Source organism: Aeromonas sp. 5HA1 (assembly GCF_029237245.1).
Lineage (GTDB): Bacteria > Pseudomonadota > Gammaproteobacteria > Enterobacterales > Aeromonadaceae > Aeromonas > Aeromonas salmonicida.
Genome location: NZ_JAACFW010000004.1, coordinates 94486 through 113226 on the forward strand (window position 1 = coordinate 94486; position 18741 = coordinate 113226).

General features: G+C 48.2%; 18 protein-coding genes. 15 read left to right on the plus strand and 3 right to left on the minus strand.

The annotated features are described in order from the left end of the window. Nucleotides 1–160: 160 nt before the first annotated feature. The 14 genes from GWQ27_RS05250 to GWQ27_RS05315 all read left to right on the plus strand — a co-directional run bounded on the left by GWQ27_RS05250 (nt 161) and on the right by GWQ27_RS05315 (nt 14519). Nucleotides 161–697, plus strand: coding sequence for a GNAT family N-acetyltransferase (locus tag GWQ27_RS05250; protein ID WP_275906845.1), 537 nt, complete (start codon nt 161–163; stop codon nt 695–697). Beyond that, entirely contained in the window at nt 694–927 is a 234-nt protein-coding gene (locus GWQ27_RS05255; protein WP_005318271.1) for a hypothetical protein, read from the plus strand. The genes GWQ27_RS05250 and GWQ27_RS05255 overlap by 4 nt, the downstream gene beginning before the upstream one ends. Further along, the gene (locus GWQ27_RS05260) at nt 927–1676 is read left to right on the plus strand and encodes an SDR family NAD(P)-dependent oxidoreductase (protein WP_275906846.1); all 750 of its coding nucleotides are present in this window, start codon (nt 927–929) and stop codon (nt 1674–1676) included. Before GWQ27_RS05255 ends, GWQ27_RS05260 begins: the two co-directional genes overlap by 1 nt. After that, the gene (locus tag GWQ27_RS05265) at nt 1676–3046 is read left to right on the plus strand and encodes an AMP-binding protein (protein ID WP_275906847.1); all 1371 of its coding nucleotides are present in this window, start codon (nt 1676–1678) and stop codon (nt 3044–3046) included. The genes GWQ27_RS05260 and GWQ27_RS05265 overlap by 1 nt, the downstream gene beginning before the upstream one ends. Further along, on the plus strand, nt 3046–4104 hold the full coding sequence (locus GWQ27_RS05270) for an acyl-protein synthetase (protein WP_275906848.1): 1059 nt from the start codon (nt 3046–3048) through the stop codon (nt 4102–4104). The genes GWQ27_RS05265 and GWQ27_RS05270 overlap by 1 nt, the downstream gene beginning before the upstream one ends. After that, nucleotides 4083–5288, plus strand: coding sequence for an acyl-CoA reductase (locus tag GWQ27_RS05275; RefSeq protein WP_275906849.1), 1206 nt, complete (start codon nt 4083–4085; stop codon nt 5286–5288). Before GWQ27_RS05270 ends, GWQ27_RS05275 begins: the two co-directional genes overlap by 22 nt. Nucleotides 5289–5459: 171 nt before the next feature. Then, nucleotides 5460–6404 carry a glycosyltransferase family A protein gene (locus GWQ27_RS05280; RefSeq protein WP_212540831.1) on the plus strand — a complete coding sequence of 315 codons (945 nt, stop codon included), beginning with the start codon at nt 5460–5462 and terminating at the stop codon, nt 6402–6404. Between the two features lie 37 nt (nt 6405–6441). After that, a complete protein-coding gene (locus GWQ27_RS05285; protein ID WP_275906850.1) occupies nt 6442–7545 on the plus strand; it encodes a glycosyltransferase family 8 protein in 1104 nt (367 codons plus the stop codon). Nucleotides 7546–7592: 47 nt separating this feature from the next. Then, on the plus strand, nt 7593–8570 hold the full coding sequence (locus tag GWQ27_RS05290) for a class I SAM-dependent methyltransferase (RefSeq protein ID WP_275906851.1): 978 nt from the start codon (nt 7593–7595) through the stop codon (nt 8568–8570). A 133-nt stretch (nt 8571–8703) separates the two neighbouring features. Continuing rightward, nucleotides 8704–10014: a glycosyltransferase family A protein gene (locus GWQ27_RS05295; protein WP_275906852.1), complete on the plus strand. Its 1311-nt coding sequence runs from the start codon at nt 8704–8706 to the stop codon at nt 10012–10014. A gap of 77 nt (nt 10015–10091) precedes the next feature. Next, complete coding sequence (locus GWQ27_RS05300; RefSeq protein WP_275906853.1) at nt 10092–11426, plus strand: glycosyltransferase; 1335 nt, start codon at nt 10092–10094, stop codon at nt 11424–11426. A gap of 11 nt (nt 11427–11437) precedes the next feature. After that, a complete protein-coding gene (locus GWQ27_RS05305) occupies nt 11438–12547 on the plus strand; it encodes a DegT/DnrJ/EryC1/StrS family aminotransferase (RefSeq protein WP_275906854.1) in 1110 nt (369 codons plus the stop codon). Nucleotides 12548–12598: 51 nt separating this feature from the next. Further along, on the plus strand, nt 12599–13756 hold the full coding sequence (locus tag GWQ27_RS05310; protein WP_275906855.1) for a hypothetical protein: 1158 nt from the start codon (nt 12599–12601) through the stop codon (nt 13754–13756). A 4-nt stretch (nt 13757–13760) separates the two neighbouring features. Continuing rightward, nucleotides 13761–14519, plus strand: a complete 759-nt coding sequence (locus tag GWQ27_RS05315; protein WP_275906856.1) for a class I SAM-dependent methyltransferase — start codon at nt 13761–13763, stop codon at nt 14517–14519. Nucleotides 14520–15027: 508 nt separating this feature from the next. Here GWQ27_RS05315 and GWQ27_RS05320 read toward each other — a convergent pair. Further along, nucleotides 15028–15297, minus strand: coding sequence for a hypothetical protein (locus GWQ27_RS05320; protein WP_275906857.1), 270 nt, complete (start codon nt 15295–15297; stop codon nt 15028–15030). 177 nt (nt 15298–15474) lie between these two features. On the opposite strand from GWQ27_RS05320, the gene GWQ27_RS05325 reads away from it, so the two are divergent. Continuing rightward, nucleotides 15475–16266 (plus strand): methyltransferase domain-containing protein, encoded by a 792-nt coding sequence (locus tag GWQ27_RS05325; protein WP_275906858.1) that lies wholly within the window; start codon nt 15475–15477, stop codon nt 16264–16266. A gap of 244 nt (nt 16267–16510) precedes the next feature. Here GWQ27_RS05325 and pseC read toward each other — a convergent pair whose 3' ends face one another. Both pseC and pseB read right to left on the minus strand, forming a co-directional pair. After that, complete coding sequence (gene pseC, locus GWQ27_RS05330; protein WP_275906859.1) at nt 16511–17647, minus strand: UDP-4-amino-4,6-dideoxy-N-acetyl-beta-L-altrosamine transaminase; 1137 nt, start codon at nt 17645–17647, stop codon at nt 16511–16513. Beyond that, the gene (gene pseB, locus GWQ27_RS05335) at nt 17644–18648 is read right to left on the minus strand and encodes a UDP-N-acetylglucosamine 4,6-dehydratase (inverting) (protein WP_108535629.1); all 1005 of its coding nucleotides are present in this window, start codon (nt 18646–18648) and stop codon (nt 17644–17646) included. The genes pseC and pseB overlap by 4 nt, the downstream gene beginning before the upstream one ends. Between the last annotated feature and the right edge of the window lie 93 nt (nt 18649–18741).

Sequence of the window (18741 nt, forward strand, 5' to 3'; positions counted from 1 at the left end):
TCTCTCCCTGAGGGACGGGGTCTGGCATCCCCATCCGGATAATTGCTGACAACTCTTTGATTATTTTTGAGATTATACCGAGTTTTCATCTTATATTATTGAGCTTTGCTACGGAATCGCCCTGCTATGGTCGATAACATGGGCAAGTGATGGGAAGTGGGTGGTATTGAGCATGAGTTATGGTGTCGAGCTACGCCCGGTTCAGCCGTGGGACTTGCCCACACTGAGGCGCTGGCGCAATCAGGATGAGGTACGGCTGCAGATGGTCGAACAGGCGCTCATCTCTCCCCGCCAGCAGCGGCAGTGGTTTGCCAGCAGCCGTGAGCGGCCGGATCAGCAACACTGGGTGCTCTGGTGTCGGGGTCAGCGGGCAGGCTACGTCAATCTGAAGGGGGAAGCGCGGCAGCCGTTGCAAGGTCAGTCGTTGGCCGATGCGGGCCTCTATCTGGGCACCTCCAGCGTGCGCCATCCCATGCTGGCCGTTGCCGCCGCCCTGTCCCAGCTCGATCAGGGTTTCGATACCTTCGAGCTCGGCTGCATCCGCACCCTGGTGCGCGCGGGCAACGGCGCCGCCCTGCGCCTGAACGAGCAGCTGGGTTATCGCCAACATGGGCAGGAGGGCGACTTTCTCGCCCTTGAACTGCAACCCGCCGATTATTATGCCGCCCGTGAACGGCTACGGAGATTTTTCAGATGACTACAGCGTTGGAACAGGTTTTTGCCGATGCCCTCGGCATAGACGTCGGCACCGTCAGCGACGGGCTGGCTTACAACAGCATTCCCCAGTGGGACTCCGTCGCCCACATGGGCCTGATCGCCCAGCTGGAGGATTGCTACGGCGTCCTGCTCGATACCGATGACATCATCGACATGAGCTCGGTCGCCAAGGCGCGGGAGATCCTGGCCAAATACGGGGTCGCCCTCTGATGCAGGGGCTGCTGCAGGGCAAGCGGGTACTGATCACGGGCGCCGGGCGCGGCATTGGCCTCGCCATCGCCCGCCAGTTCGCCGCGCAAGGAGCCGAGCTGTGGCTGGGGGGCCGCGATGAAGCGGCCATGAGCCAGCTGACGGCCGCCCTCGGCGCCGAGTTCGGTGTCCCCTGCCAGCCGCTCTGTTTCGACGTGGCCGAGCCGCAGGCGGTCAAGCAGGCCTTTCAGCAGCTGTTTGCCCAGACCCGTCAGCTGGACGTGCTGGTCAACAATGCCGGTGTGCTGGAAGAGGCCCTGCTTGGCATGGTCAATCAGGCCCAGCTGGAGCAGACCTTCAGCCACAATGCTTTCAGCGTTGTCTATTGCAGCCAGTATGCCGCCCGCCTGATGCAGCGCAGCGGTGGCGGCAGCATCATCAATTTGGCCTCCCTGATGGGACGGGTGGGCGCCGCCGGGCTCAGCAGCTATGCCGGCAGCAAGGCGGCAGTGATCGGCATCACCCAGTCGCTGGCCAAGGAGCTGGCCACCAGCCAGATCCGGGTCAACGCCATCGCCCCCGGCTTTATCGATACCGAGATGGCGCGTGCCATCCCGGACCAGAAGTTCGCCGAGCGTCTCGCCAGCATCGCCATGGGGCGGATCGGCACGCCGGACGAGGTGGCCAAGGTAGCGCTGTTCCTCGCCTCCGACCTGTCGAGTTACGTGACCGGTCAGGTCATAGGCGTGGATGGAGGCATGTTGGTCTGATGAAGCAACTTCATCCTCTACTCGCTCATCTGCATGAGGATAACCCGGCGCCGGCCTGGCGGGATCCGCTGGATGGCTGGCTCTCCTACGGCGAGCTGGCACGGCGGGTGACACAAGTGGCGGCGACTTACCCGAGTGAGCGCAGCCTCGTCTATCTGCCCTTCTTCACCCGCACTTCCCATCTACTGCATTATTTGGCCGCGCTAAGGCTGGGGCATGCGGTGATGCTGGCGGATCCCGCCCTGCCATTGGCCCAGCATGATGCCAGCTGCCAGCAGTTCGCCGCGAGCTGCCGGGTAAATGAAGCAGGGGAGTTGATCCGTCTCAGGGATACCAGCCCACTGTTGCACCCCGAGCTGGCGGTGTTGTTGCCGACCTCGGGCAGCACGGGCTGTGCCAAGTGGGTGCGCCTCTCGGGCCGCAATCTGGCGGCCAACGCGGCTTCCATCGCCGACTATCTGGCGCTGACGACGACTGAACGAGCCATCACCAGCCTGCCGCTGTTCTACTCCTACGGTTTGTCGGTACTCAACAGTCATCTGCTGGTGGGTGCCTCTCTGGTGCAACACGAGGGGAGCGTGCTGGATCGCAGCTTCTGGCAGCAGGTCGAGCAGCACGGTGTGAGCAGTTTTGCCGGCGTGCCCTTTACCTATCAGATGCTGGCCCGGCTGCGTTTTGACTGGGCCCGTTATCCCTCCCTGCAGACCCTGACTCAGGCAGGTGGACGGCTCGAACCCGCGCTGGCGCAGCAGTTTGCCGAGCAGGCGCTGCGGCTGGGGCGCCGTTTCTTCGTCATGTATGGCCAGACAGAGGCGACGGCGCGCATGGCCTGGCTGGCAGCGCACGAGGTGGTCACCCATCCGGATGCCATCGGCCGCGCCATTCCCGGCGGCCACTTCTCCCTGCGCGAGCTGGAGGGGGGCAAGCCCGGGGAGGGGGAGCTGGTCTATCGCGGTGACAACGTCATGCTGGGCTATGCCAGTGCCGCCGAGGATCTGGCGCAGGGTGCCCTGTTGCAAGAGCTGGCCACCGGCGATCTGGCTCGCAGTGACGAGGCGGGCCGTTACTACATCTGCGGTCGTCTCAGCCGTTTTCTCAAGCTGTTCGGCAAGCGTATCAGTCTGGCGGAGGTCGAGAGCCAGCTTCATCGCTGGGGCTGGTCGGGAGCCTGCGGTGGACGTGATGACTGCCTGCTGGTGGTCGTCGAACCCCATGGCGAACTGACGGGCGACGGCTTGCAGCGCGAGCTGGCACAGTGGCTGCAGGCGCCGCCACGGGCGGTGCGGGTGATGCAGGTGGCACAGCTGCCGCGCACCGCCAACCACAAGATTGACTATGCCGCCCTGACCAGACTGGCGGAGGAGGCGTGATGGAAAGCTTGCTGGCCGCCCCCATCTTCGACCTGCCCCAGGTCGCCAAACAGGCGCTGTTGCTGGCGCGGCTCAATGCCCTGACCCGTCACCATGTCGAGCACTGCGCCCCTTATGCCAATGTGCTGCATGCCTTCGGCTGGACGGCAGAGGCTGCCGATTATGGCGAGCTGCCCTATCTGGCGGCCCGGCTGTTCAAGCTGGCCCAGTGGCAGAGCGTGCCCGAGGCCGAGGTGTTCAAGGTGCTCACCTCGTCAGGCACCACGGGGGCGCCGTCACGGATAGTGCTGGACCGGGAGACCGCAGCGTTGCAGAGCAAGGTGCTGGTGAAGATACTGCAGGAGTTTGTCGGCAAGCAGCGTCTGCCCATGTTGCTGGTGGAGCAGCCCGCCCTCATCCAGAACCGCAGCGGCTTTTCTGCGCGTGGCGCAGGTGCCCTGGGGCTCTCCTTCCTCGGCCGTGACCACACCTATGCCCTCGACGAGCAGATGCGGCCCAACTGGCCGGTGATAGAGGCGTTTTGCGACAAATACGCCGGTCAGCCTGTGCTGCTATTCGGCTTTACCTTCATGGTCTGGCAATGCCTGCTGGAGCCCCTGCGCGAGCGCGGACTGCACCTGCCCTTTGAGCAGGGCATTTTGTTTCACAGCGGCGGCTGGAAGAAGCTGCAGCATCTGGCGGTTGACAATCCCGCCTTCAAGGCCCGTTGCCGCGAGCAGCTGGGGCTGGGTCGGGTACACAACTTCTATGGCATGGTGGAGCAGGTGGGATCCATCTTCGTCGAGTGCGAGCAGGGGCATCTGCATGCCCCCGTGTTTGCCGATCTGCAGGTGCGCGATCCGCTCACCCATCAGCCGCTCGGGGTCGGTCAGCCCGGTTTGTTGCAGGTGCTCTCCGCCATTCCCGGCAGTTATCCAGGCCACAGCCTGCTGACCGAGGATCTCGGCGTGCTGCTGGGGGAGGATGACTGCCCCTGTGGCCGCCATGGCCGTTATTTTCAGGTATCAGGGCGCCAGCAAGGCGCCGAGGTGAGGGGATGCAGCGACACCTTCCAGTGACGCCGCCGCAGGCGGTAGAGGGGCTTTGGTTGACGGGGCCCGACGTCAGCTTCGTTGCACCGGCTGCCAGCTGGCAGACCTTCTGCCCGCAGCCGTTACCCTGTTTTGCTCCCGTCATCTACGACTTCGTGGCGGCCCTGTCGGCACGCCTGCAACAGGAGGGGCGGCGTCACCCCGATCTGGCCGCGTTCGGCTTCTGGCTGCGGCCGCGCCAGCTGGCCAGAGAGCGGCAACGGCTGCAGGGGCGGGGGGCGGTGGGCGTCGCGTTTCACCTGGTGCCCTCCAACGTGCCGACCGTGGCCTTCTACTCCTGGCTGATGGCCCTGCTGATGGGCAATCCCTGCGTGGTGCGGCTGTCGTCGCGCCGCGACCCGGTACAGGATGCCATGCTGGCCATACTGAACGACCTCTTCAGCCAGGTTGAGTGGCAGGGGATCTCCATGCGCACCCGCTTCATTCGCTATGGCCACGACGAAGGCACCACCGGCTGGTTGTCGGCCCGCTGCCGGCTGCGCATCATCTGGGGCGGCGACGAGACCATCCGCCAGGTGCGGGCCATTCCTCTCTCCCCAAGTGCACAGGAAGTGGTATTTCCGGAACGCCGCTCCATGGCGGTGCTAGACAGCCACTGGCTGGCCGGGCTGGATGCTGTGGGCTGGCAACAGACCCTGGGGGCCCTGCAACAGGACTGTACCCGTTTCAATCAGCAGGCCTGCGCCTCCCCCACTACCCTCTGCTGGCTGGGCGAGCCCGACGACGAGTTGCGCCGCCGACTGCTGGTGGCCCTGTTTGCTCCCTTTGCCAACGATCCCGCTCTGGTGATGGAGCGGCTCATCCACAGTCAACAAAATGCCGCCCTGGACGGTGAGATGCAGCTGAGCGCATTCCCGGGTGTCACCTTATTGACTCCGGCCGCCTCCCTGCGGCTCGCACACGTCGGAGGAGGTACAGTCGCCGAGTTTGTGGCCGATACCCTGAATGAGCTGCTGTTGCAGCCGTGGGATATGCAGACCTGTGTCTGGGTCGGGGCACGCAAGGCGCAGCTTGAGGATGCCTTGCCGAATGCGCCCGCCTGCCGCATCGATCGGGTGGTGGCGCCGGGACAGGCGCTGGCATTCGAGTGGCACTGGGATGGGATAGACATGCTGCACGTTTGCAGCCGTGGTCTCGCCCAGCATGAATAATCGGGTGTGGCTCACATAAATCCCGCAGCTTCAATGGATTAGCTTGGTCAGGTATATCTCTTGCAGTAAAACCTGACAGAGAGGGGGAAAGGGTTGACAGGGACCGTGCGGTAGCCTTGCCCATTTTCTCCCATCCGCTTCTTTTCTACTCATCTTCTCTTGGATTTCCCTATGAAAGTCAGCGTATTGGTGCCTGTCTACAATCTGGCGCGCTTCATCGAACCCTGCCTGCTCAGCCTGCTCGAGCAGCAAACGGATTTCGAGTTTGAGGTGATCGCCATCGATGACGGCTCGAGTGATGACTCCTGGGCTATCTTGCAGCGGCTGGCGCGGCAGTGGCCGGGATTGCGTGTCTTGCAAAACAAAAAAAACATAGGGGTGTGCCTGACCATACGTGCTTTGCTGGAACAAGCTCGGGGAACGTATATGGTTTATGTCGATGGAGATGATTTGGCTCTACCCGGCAAGCTGCAGGCGCTGACCAATCATCTGGATAGGCATCCCGATTGTGGTTTCGTATATCACGAGGCAGAAGTATTTGATAGCGACTCAAATCGTACCACCTCGCTATTCAGCAGGGATTATTACAACGCCAAATATATCCCTGATCGAGCGGGTCCGGAACATCTGGTCCAGTATGGGCTATTTTTCAATACCAGTTCCTGTGCTTTCCGCCGGCATGAAAGAATGTTGGATGCAGTGAATCTTGATTGCCATGTAGTGAACGACTACTCCTGGCATATTATCAATTCATCTTATCTGGGGGGAAATATAGACCGTATTCCACAGGTATATGGGCGTTATAGAGTCCATGGTGGCAGCATTTGTGGAACTATTCGTGCTTCAGATGAATGTCGTAAGCTTGCCTTGCAAGATATGCTGGCAGCGTGTGACTTAGCGCTTGACGCAGGAATGGATGAGCTGTTGGTGAAAAGGGGGAAAAGCCATCTTTGGTTTTCCACAGCTCTGTATTTTTTGCGTGCCAGAAACTGGGCGTTGTTTGATCATTTCATTACTGATTCCGTTCAGTATCAGTGGTTTTTTGATGATCGCCATGAGTTTGCATGGCAACATAAAAATGAGCCAGAGCGAGTGCTTGAGAAAATTTTTGGCTGATCGAATATGTATTTCATTAACTGAGTCAAGTAACCACATGAAAAAAATAATTCATGCTGCTTTCTGTATTGATGATTCCTTTTCCGTTCATTTGGCAGCCCTGATACATAGCTTGGGGAAATATCTCAATCAGGACTTCCAACTGAAATGTCATATTCTAGCTCGACTTAATGGAGAGAATATACTTAAGCTATCGAAGTTGAATTCTGAAAACATAGTAATCAAGTTTCATGATAATTTACCAAGTTATAAAAACATCCCTATCAGCAGCCTCTATAATAATAGATTGAATGAGGTTACCTATTATAGGTTTGCTATCTCACATGTCTTGCAAAATATTGATAAGGTTCTGTTTATCGATGCTGACATGATTGCTGTGGGGGATGTCAGCTCGCTTTGGTCGATTGAGATGGGGGGGGCAGTCGTCGCCGTGGTCTCTGATCATATATTGGGATATGATAAAGAGAAACAACAGGAACGAGGAATATCCTCCGGAAAGTATTTCAACGCAGGTTTTATGCTGATGGACCTAGATAAATGGCGAGAAACAAATATCAGTGAACAAGCATTGGGCTTACTCATTGATAATAATGGTTTTGAGCACAATGACCAAGATGCTTTAAACATTATATTGGAGAAAAAAACATTCTATCTCGATACTAAATGGAATGCTCAACCTAATCATCTTGCGCAACAGGATGTGCCTATGCCTGTCTTGGTACATTTCTGTGGTCAGGAAAAACCTTGGCATGCATATTGTGTCCATCCTTTCAAGGATCATTACCTAGAAAGTCGAGCTGAAACTGAATATGCATGTGAGCCGCTACAGGCATATCTTGATCAAGATGATATGGAAATATTGTCCCGCTTGAAAATGAAATTTCCTAATGGTGCGCGCGTTGTCGTTTGGGGGGCAGGTCAGAGAGGTCGGCGCTTATGCTATGAAATGATAAATAATATGAGTCAGTATTCAATAGTTCATTTTGTCGATAAAAATATAAATGGCGAATTTATGGGTATAAAGATAAGTAACCACCTTTTGGATATAAAAGCGATTGATGCCATAATAATTGCATCCATCCCTTACCGGGCCGAGATTATAGATGAAATAGGGGCGAATGCTGGTCTTGCTTATATATAAAATGCTTGCTTTTGTTTTATTCTATAATCGTTTATCAGGATAATATAATGAATGTTATAATGTTTCCCTTTGACAGGGTTAAAAAAGGGGCGACAGTTGCTATATATTGCGCTGGTGAGATAAGTGAGAGCTTCCTAAACCAATTAAGTGCAGTCAACTATTGCCAAGTTTCTTGGTTAGTAGACCGAAAGTTCCAGTCAAAAGAACTCCAGGAAAATTTGGCTTGTCTACCCCCAAATTTAATGGATTGGCAGCAGCCTGATCAGATTATTATTGCATCACAGGCATTCAAGAATGAGATAAGTGAATATTTATTGAAGCAGGGAGTTCCTGCATCAAAATTGATCACGATAGGGAATGAGCAAAAAATTGATGTGCTAGATCTCATCCAGGCCAGATTGAGTGCGACTCCGTCAGGTTATGACTGGGGGGCTTATTATAAGTCAGCTGAACTTGCTACCCTAGCTCAATATAACAAGTTTATAAAACCAATTCTTGAACAGTGGGAAAGAGAACTGGACTATAGCAATGTATTGGACTTTGCTTGTGGAGAGGGACGTATAGCAGAACTAATGCTGGAGCGTTGCCAACATTTACAGCTGATCGATGCCAGTGCCAAGGCGGTTGATTTTTGCCGTGAACGCTTTGCCAAATCCCCCCATGTACAAGTTCAGTGCAATGCGGCTGGTGCACTACCACAAGCTGACGGTTCTCTGAGTCTGGTCTATTCGTGGGATGCCATGGTGCACTTTTCATACAAGAGTCTTGATTTCTATCTCAGTGAATTTAGTAGGGTATTGCGACCTCGTGGGTATGTGCTCATGCATCATTCTAACTTGGCGACCTTGGCTGATCAGATGAGAGTCTTGGATCTGTGGAGTTTGAATGTTGGTGGGAGAAGCAATGTATCAAGGAATGATATTGCTTTTATAGCCAAGCATCATCGTTTTGAGGTGATCAGCCAGACGGTTATGGATTGGGGTGTAAGAGATATGGACTGCATAAGTGTGTTAAGAAAAATATAACATTACCCTTAATTAATTATAGTTAAGAAAATACAGAATAAGATATGTAACCTATGTCAGAAAGATATATCATCTCGATAAAAGTGATGGGTTGGCTTGCAAAAATTAATGTTATTTTGGGGCGAAATAATCTATGTTGATCTCCATAATTATCCCATGTTATCAACAAGAAAGATATCTTGAGAGGGCCCTCGATTCTATTCAACTACAGAATTATCATCCCCTAGAAGTGATCATCGTTGATGATGGCTCGGTCACGCCAGTCACTTATCCTGAAAAGGAGTATTCCTTCCCTATAAATTTAATCAGAAAATCAAACCACGGATTATCTGCAGCAAGAAATACTGGAATAGACAATGCAGCAGGAGAATTAATAAAGTTTCTTGATGCCGATGATACACTTCTACCTGGATGTCTGACTGCACAAGCTGCATGTATCGGCAAGTCACCAAGAAGCATCAGTGTTATTGGTTATAAAGATATTGATGAGGATAGTGAAATATCGCGAGATATATACCCTGCCTTTGGAGATGTCATCCCTGCGTTAATGATCGATAATTTGGCTCCGGTGCATTCCTTTTTATTTCGCAAGCAGGATCTGATAGATGCGCATGGTTTTGATGTAACCACAAGGACTAGTGGTGGGTGTGAAGACTATGACTTGATCTTTAGAATGGCACTTAATAAAGCCAGTTTTATAAGTCTGCATGAGGTGGGCGTTGTATATCATCGGCGTAGTGGCTCTATGTCTACCAATGTAGAAAATATGAAAAAAGCAATGTTGGATGTATGGTTGTATAATGTATCCATATTACTAAAGTCTGATGAGAAGATGCGATCTTCATATCTGATACCTATATTGTCAGGGTTGTCGTTGAGGTTAGATAAGAGACCAATATTGATACCCCATGAGTTTGATGATCTGATTATTGAACTTGTCAAAAAATTGAATCAATTAGGGAGCTATCTTAGCCCTGGAGAGTCACAGCTCTTGCTTGGCTTTATATATAAGCATGCGGATTTGTTTCCACTTTATCAACCTCTTAGATTAATTTCAGGGTCAGCAAGTTCGTCTATTTCGATAAAGACTCAAGAGTTACTTGATTATAGAGTGTATCTGCTAGGTACTGGATACCGCTTTGATGACCAGCGGTTAAATAAAATATTATCACTTGGTAGAAAGCATAATAATCGATTCGCCATATATGGTGCAGGTGAAATTGGTAGCAGGATTTACAAACTGCTACAGTCTGCAGGTATTGTTCCAGCATGCCTATTTGACAAAAATCCAGCAAGATCTAACCATAAGTATAACATACCAATATTACTGCCTAGTGAAATACACTCTGCTAATATTGATGCAGTAGTTATTGCTTCAGATGCTTACTATCAAGAAATATATGAGTTATTGATGTCAGCCTGTCCTGATATTGAGGTGGTGTGATGATGCTAGCAGGTCAGATTTTAATAAATTCAAATTGGGCTATTTCTCCCAAATCGTTCTGTGATTGGGATTGATATATGACTAAAAAAAATCATGTAACTGGTGTTTCGAAGCCTGATGTTCTGGTTTCAGTATTATTAATCTCATTCAATCATGAGCGGTACCTGAGGTGTGCTCTAGATTCTGTCGTTATGCAGGATACCAATTTTAAATATGAGGTTTTAGTACATGATGATGCATCTCAAGATAACTCTCAGAGTATAATTGATGAATATGAAGATAAGTATCCCAATCTCATTATAAGTTTGAAAAGAACAGAGAATGTTTATTCAAAAGGAGATCGGCTTTCTATATGGCGTTTCTTTGTAGAGCAATCTCAGGGGGAGTATATCGCATTTTGTGAAGGAGACGACTATTGGTCATCAAAGAATAAACTTAAAAAGCAACTTTCAGGATTAATGAGTGAATTGAATTGTAATATCTCATTTCATCCAACAATTAGATTAAATGTTGAAACTGGATCATTTTGTGGTTCATATGGGGATTATTCTGATTTTGATTCAAACGATACCTTATTCATTCCGTTTGTGTCAGCAAGTAATTTCTTTATGACAAATACAGTTCATATATCTTCCATTATGATACGACGCAGTTCATTTCTGTCATTTTATCACTTTTTTGAAAAATATCCATGGCTTGATGCAAGTGATCATTTTATTAAATTGATAGGAGTTTCTGCAGGTGCACTATATCTAAGAGATGCAATGTCAGTTTATAGAGAGTGTGTGCCAGGTTCTTGGACTAGTGTAAGAGAAAGCAATATTAACTTGAAAGTTTTACATTGTATTAAAATGATTTCTCTCTCTCAGGGCATATCCAATCTCTCTGTGAATGGATATAGTGATATTGGTCGCAGTCACTTACTCAGGTATACTCTCGAGTTGCATTCATTACTTCATTCTATCAGTGCTCTTGCTTACCTAAATGAGTTCTATTCACTTATTGTGAATGAAATAAGAAAGACTTTAATTTTATACCCTTCTCACGAAATAATATATTTTGGTGCAGGTACTATATTTGATGCTCTTATTGGTGATGACCAAAATATAATTAGCGTTATTGATAGAGGGCGGTTTTATAAGCTTAAAAAAAGACATGTATTATCTAGTTGTGAGCTAGAAGAATATTTTTTTAAGAAAAATGATGTAATTGTCATAACTCCAATTTTTAGGGGGCATTCGATACGCGCTAGCTTATCTAATGCGTTGGGTTTAGACTGTCATTTTGTAATTGTCGATGATTTATTGACTTTAGATTTAATTAGTAAAAGTATACTTTCTTCAGCGCAAAGATTTTTGGTTGAGCGCGGATTATCTGAAGATGATGTTTATCTGAATACCAGCATGAACTAGGGGATTTTAGAATGAGGATTATTCCTGTTACAAAGCCATATCTCCCACCTTTAGATGAATTTATTCCATATTTGGAAGAGATCTGGAAAAATCATCAATTAACAAATAATGGGCCTTTTCATCAGCAGCTGGAGCAAGCCTTATGCTCATATTTAGGTGTTGAGCATTTGTCCTTATTTTCCAATGGCACTTTGGCTTTGGTTACGGCTCTGCAGGCATTAAGAATAAAGGGTGAGGTTATTACGACCCCTTATTCATTCGTTGCAACCAGTCATGCTCTGATATGGAATAATCTTACCCCGGTATTTGTTGATGTTAAACCTGGGTCATTTAATATAGATGCTACAAAAATCGAAGAGGCTATTACACCGAATACGACAGCTATCCTACCAGTGCATTGCTACTCAACACCCTGTGAGGTTGAAGAGATTCAGCGGATTGCCGATAATTATGGTCTACGGGTTATATATGATGCAGCTCATGCATTTGGAACTAAATACAAAGACGAAAGTATTTTGAATAATGGTGACATGTCAGTACTTAGTTTTCATGCAACAAAGGTTTTTAATACATTCGAGGGTGGGGCGATAATCTCAAGTTCGGCCAAGTTAAAGCAGCGGGTTGATTACCTAAAAAATTTCGGTTTTGCCAATGAAGTGACTATTGTTGCTCCTGGAATTAATGCCAAAATGAGTGAGGTGAATGCTGCGTTTGGGTTATTGCAACTCAAGTATGTTAATGATGCTATCTCACAAAGAAAAGTTATTTTTGATAGATATTGCTATGAGTTAGCAGGTGTGGCCGGGATTGATCTTCCTCTGATGAAGCTTGACGGGATTATAAATTACTCCTATTTTCCTATCCTAGTAAACGATGACTATATAATGAATCGTGATATGCTCTATAATAAGCTAAAGTCAGAGGGTATTTTTGCAAGACGATACTTTTATCCATTAATTAGTAATATACCGATGTATAATAAAATTCCCTCTTCATCCACCCACAATCTCATCAATGCCAATAGCTTATCAAGTAGTGTAATTTGTTTGCCTTTATATCCAGGTCTGGATTCTGACTCTATAACTAGAATAATAGCATTGATCAAAAATATTCATGGCTAATGTTATTCTCTATATTTTTAATCTCAAATGCCTGTTTTTGGTAGATTCCAAATGAAAACTGATGCTATACCATTATCAAAAAATGGAAAGACAAGTGACTCAGGGGTTTTGATATTTTCAGGATATAATCCAAGGGCTGTCATTGCATTTATAAGAACTTTAATTATTACAGAGATTAAATTTGCAATTATTGCTGCATCTGCAGAGGATTGTATTTTGTCGACTGACTATAATAGTCACGTTGCGGCTATTCGTAGTGTAAAGTCACTAGATAAAGATGACCTGAAGCGTTGTATTACTTTATCGCAGGCTATGTTGAGCTGTGAAGCAATGGTTGTTGCGCCATCGTCAGAGTTTCTGAATAGATATTTATTAAGTGAGTATGAGTTTTTCGAAGATTTAGGAGTTACAATCCCTCTCGTTAATCATAATCTTTATGAGATGATTTCTGATAAGAAGTCATTTAGTCAAATATGTTCTGAACATGAATTACTTGTTCCTTGTGAAATCTTAAATCCTGAAGAAAAAAATCTTCCATTCGTAGCGAAACCAATAAAGTATCAGTCGAAGCTAGGTGAAATTCATAGTCCTGTTATACTAAAGAATAACTATGACTTAGAGTGTTTTTTTTCTAGGGCTGATTGTGATGATTTTTATTTTCAGGAATACGTGTCTGGTGAGACCTACTATCTTCTTTATTACTTCGAACGTTCAGGTTTAGTAGAAAAGCTCTCAATGCGGAATTTAATTCAACAACCCAATGGAAAGTCAGTTATTGCGTCTGTATTAAGTGATATCCACAGTTCATCTATATCAGATAGTTATGAAAAATTACTATCCAGCATGAATTTTTTTGGGTTAGTTATGATTGAACTGAAAAAATATAAAGACAAGTACTATATGATAGAGGCAAATCCCAGGTTCTGGGGGCCATCCCAACTTTTTGTTGATGCACAGTATAATCTATTTATTAACTTTTTAAATGATTGGCTAGGAGTCTCTTATTCTGTTAAAACTGGGGTTTTTAATAAGAATGCTAAATACTTTTGGATGGGTGGGTTTATTGAGAGCATATCTTCCTCGCCTTGTACTTGTCACTTAGAAGATAGAGATGCGGTGGCAATGCTTGGTGGTTTGGGGCCGTTTATGTCGAATGATATATATATGCGCTCAGATACTCTCCAAATTGGATTGAAATATTGGAGCTAACATAATGAATAGTGAACTACTTGAAAAGCTTTATTATAAAATGAGTAAGCATGCTCATTATCAAAAACTGAATCCTCTCGTAGAGAATTTATTTTATAATTGCAAGATTAAACCTAGTGTTAATCGCTTTGAGTATGAGCGTTTTTTTGCTATTGAGTCATATATTGAGCTTGTTGACTTAACCATATTAGATGTTGGTGGTAATACGGGATATTTCTCTTTTGAAAGTATTCAAAAAGGTTGTAGTCTGGTTCACTACTATGAGGGTAATCCCGAACATTGTGAGTTTGTAAAGTTGGCTGCTAGTATGATAGGTATATCTGACAGGCTGAAAGTCTACAGTAAATATTTTCAGCCTTCAGAAGAAGTACAAAAGGTTGACCTGATATATTTGCTTAACGTACTTCATCATATTGGTGATGACTTTGGTGTTGTGAGTGATGAGCGCGGTTGCCTCGCGTCTGCCGCAGACATGTTGCGAAAATATTCAAGCTTAGGGTCATATTTAGTATTTCAGATGGGATATAACTGGAAGGGCGACCTTAACAAGCCATTGTTCAACAATGGTACCAAGTCGGAAGTTATTGAGTGGTTGGAGTCGGTTACTGCAGGATATTGGGATATTATATCAACTTTAATTGCAGTGCAAACATCCACTGGAGTAACATATCTACCTAAAAATGATGAAAACATTGTTCGAAATGATGAGTATGGTGAGTTTTTGAATCGCCCAATATTCATTCTAAAAAGTAAATTACTTTAATGGTGGAGTGATCTACATTGTATCCTAAATTGATGCAACTTGAATGAAACTGAGTGAGCATATGCTTAGCAATCCTCTCATATGAGCAGGTGTGATCTGGTCGTTGTTCCTGAAACCTATTGGTGGCTCCTTGATACTTATTTCAAGTATTCAGACATGGGTAAACCAACGTTGATAACGGACCTTTCTTTGCATTTCTTAGCTCACTCCCCCGCAATTGGAGCCTGCCCAGGAGCATATCCACGACCACTACGGTGCAACCTGCAGCATCAGGCCCTGGCCGAGCAGCTGGCTGGCGGTGCGACTGGATTGTTCCCATTTGTCATGCCACCGGGGCCATTCATTGGGGCCAGGCTCATGGTCAGCAACGCTATCGCGGTTGGCCTGTGGCAAGACATGCAAGCAGTTACACAAGAGCACGCAGGCTAGGCTACACCATAAGCCAAAGTGGACTGCGACTGACTGCGCCTGGGACTCTCGTTGAAAAAGGCGGCCAAGGTGTGTGGCATCAATCTGAAAACTGCTTTTTTACCAGGACCAACTTTTCTGCTTGCTCAGCCGGTTGGCACTTACGCGGGATATTTTCATTAACGAGTTGTTGTTCTCGCTCGCCCGTATTCACGCCCTGCCGGGCCTTGGTGCGCCAGGCATAGAGTTGGGGTGCTTTGAGGTTCCACTGGGCTGCAGTCCTACTCATCCCCGATGCCAAGGCTTCATCCTTGTACTGCCGCGAGTAACGAGTACGGCTCTTTTTCTGTTCCGTTGTTGCTTTGCTCATGATTCACCTCTGTCAGTAATTTTACTCACTTAACGAGGTGTCCATCCATCGACAGTGGGTTAGATCAGTTACTTACGGGGATTGTTGATGAGCAAACAGAAAATCGCATTTTGAGAGCACAGTCTAAGCAAGTGTTCGGATGTAGTTAACTACTACAGGAAGGAGATAATTAATTTTATGAAATGCATCATCTGTGGTTCTCTCATGAGCTATTTTTTTACAAAAGAATTCAATGAGTTCAACTTAACTCATGTTGATTATTGGAAATGTTCTTATTGTGGATTTTGTGCATCCAAAACTCATTTTGAAATGTCAGAAAAAGAATGGGGTGGTTTAAATGACGCATTTCATTCTAAAACTCATTTCACCGATAGTAACCCATACAATCGTAATCAACGTTATTTTAATCAGTCTTTAATGCTCTCACTCATGGCTAAACAAAAACTCATTAATGTAGGTGAATGGTTAGACTGGGGCTGTGGAGTCGGAGCTATAGCTATTTTACTTAAAGATTACTTTGATTTTAAGTTATTGACTTACGATAAATTTTTTACCCCAAATGTTAATTCTGTAAATATAAATGATCTCAAAAAAAGGTCATTTGACCTAGTGGTTAATACGGCAGTTTTTGAACATGTTAGAAATCGAGATACTTTAGAAGAAATAGAATCTTATGTGAGTGATACTGGGTGTTTGGCAATACATACTCTTATCCCTGCAACGGTGCCGAAGGATCCGAATTGGATGTATTTACTACCTGTACACTGTGCTTTTCATACGAATCAAAGCATGGGGTTATTGATGAGGAGTTGGGGTTATAAATGCTCTGTTTATAACGAGCATTCAAAAATGTGGGTATTGTTCCGAGAAAATGCTGATGCTGTTTGGCCAAGAGTAGAAAAACTGAACAAGTCGTTGGGGTGGAGATATCTTCATTTTAAGGATGGTTTTATGGATTATTGGAAATAACCATAGTTAAGCCTCATGTACAGGACCTTAAGAAAAAACGTCAATTCAAATCCCTCCCAAGATCCTGTTTTATGTATATTTTATCTGTTTTGTTCGGCGAGAGCTTTTTGACAGAAAATCTACAGCCCATTCCAGCCTCTCTCTTATTTCACTGATGGCTCGGTGCGATGCAGGGAACAGCGCCCTGCTCTTGGTTGACAAAAATCAGCTCAAGTTTGTCGTTGTGCCACCCAGAATGCAGTGCTTATGGGCTCATGGATCGCAACAAACCATTGATCATGTCTTGCTGGGCATGACCCAGTGCTGGAAATAGTGGCAGCGTTATAGCGCCGCTATAGAACTGTTCTGCATGGGGTTGGGGGGACGGCGCCCACCTTTGATACCAAGGCTGATGGGATATCGGCATATAGTGCACGTTGGCGCCGATGTCATGTTCACGCAGTTTTCGGAACAGCACTCTACGATATTCTGGAGCAACATGGTGCACATAGAGATGAAAGGCGCTGCGCCGTTCTGGGCTGAAGTAACGGGGCAAGAGTTCAGGGGCCAGCGTTTCAAAGTAACGACGGGCAATCTCACTGCGCTTGGCGATCCAGGCGTCAAGATTGCTCATCTGGCTCAACCCCAATGCCGCCTGGATATCTGTCATCCGGTAATTGAAACCCAGCATCTGTTGCTCGTAGTACCAGGGACCGTCCGGTTCGTTGATGAAATCTTCCGGTTCACGGGTGATGCCGTGGCTGCGCAGCATGCGCATGGTTTTGGCCAAGGCTGGGTCATTGGTCATGGCCATGCCGCCTTCACCCGTGGTGATGATTTTCACCGGATGGAAGCTGAAGACTGTGATGTCGCTGTAGCGGCCATTGCCGGTCGGTTCGCCGTGATAGCGGGCGCCGAGGGCGTGGCAGGCATCTTCTATGATGCGAAAACCGTACTCCCGGCCCAGACGATGGATCTCTTTCATATCGCAGGGCAAGCCCGCGAAGTGCACCGGAATCACTACCTTGGGCAGGCGTCCTTCCGCCTTGGCGACAATCAGTTTACGCTCCAGCTCCAGTGCGCACATGTTGCCGGTATCCGGCTCTATGTCGACGAAGTCGACCTGAGCACCGCAATAGAGCGCACAATTGGCCGAAGCGACGAAGCTGATGGGGGAGGTCCAGACCCAGTCTCCCGGGCCGACACCCAGAGCCAGACAAGCGATGTGTAGAGCGGCTGTACCTGAGTTCACGGCGACGCCAAAGCATGCGCCACAGTAATCGGCTAATACTTGCTCGAAGCGAGGAACGACCGGGCCCTGAGTCAGAAAGTCCGACCTCAGTACCTCGACTACGGACTCGATATCCGCCTCGCTGATCGACTGTCTGCCGTACGGGATCATTCCATTACCACCTTGTCATTCAACTCTTTTAGCTGGGCCACCGTCAGGAAGTCGCTGTTGTTGCGGGAGTTATATTCGAAACCCTGTTCGACCATGACCCCCTTCTCGCCTGCAGCTGTGACTGAGAAGTCATTGTTGCGATTATTGAAATTGATGGTGGGGCCGATGATGAAAAAGTCGTCAAACTCGAAGGTGTGGTAGGAGTCGTCGGAAGGGCACATCACTTCATGCAACTTCTCACCGGGGCGAATACCGATAATTTCCTGGGCCAGCTGGGGCGCCATGGCGGTAGCCAGGTCGGTGATCCGTACTGAGGGCAGCTTGGGCACGAAGATCTCGCCGCCCTTCATCCTCGGGAAGTTGTTCATCACAAAATCCACTCCTTGCTGCAGGGTGATCCAGAAACGGGTCATCTCGGCATGGGTGATGGGCAGTGTGCTGGCACCCTGGTCTATTCGTTTTTGGAAGAAGGGCACCACTGAGCCGCGTGAACCCACCACATTGCCATAGCGCACCACCGCGAAGCGGGTCGGATCCTGGCCTGCAATGTTGTTGGCCGCCACGAACAGCTTGTCGGAAGCCAGCTTGGTGGCGCCATACAGGTTGATCGGGTTGGCAGCCTTGTCGGTAGAGAGGGCAATCACCTTCTTGACCTGATTGAGCAAGGCGGCCTGGATGACGTTCTCCGCCCCATGAATGTTGGTCTTGATGCACTCCATGGGATTGTATTCAGCGGCGGGGACCTGCTTGAGCGCGGCCGCGTGCACGACGTAATCGACGCCGCGCATCGCCATGTTCAGCCGGTTGGCATCCCTCACATCCCCGATGAAATAGCGCATGCAGGGGTCGTTGAACACCTGTTGCATCTCGAACTGCTTCAGTTCGTCGCGGGAGTAGATGATGAGCCGCTTCGGCTTGTAGCGTTCCAGAACTGTCTTGACCAGCATCTTGCCAAACGAGCCAGTGCCGCCGGTAATCAATAGGGTTTTATTGTCGAACATGACGGATTCTCGCTAGTGATGCCAAGAGGCAAGCAATATATGTGCCTGGAACCAGTTTAGCCGAAAAGGGCTGGAAGCAGTTTTGTATGATGC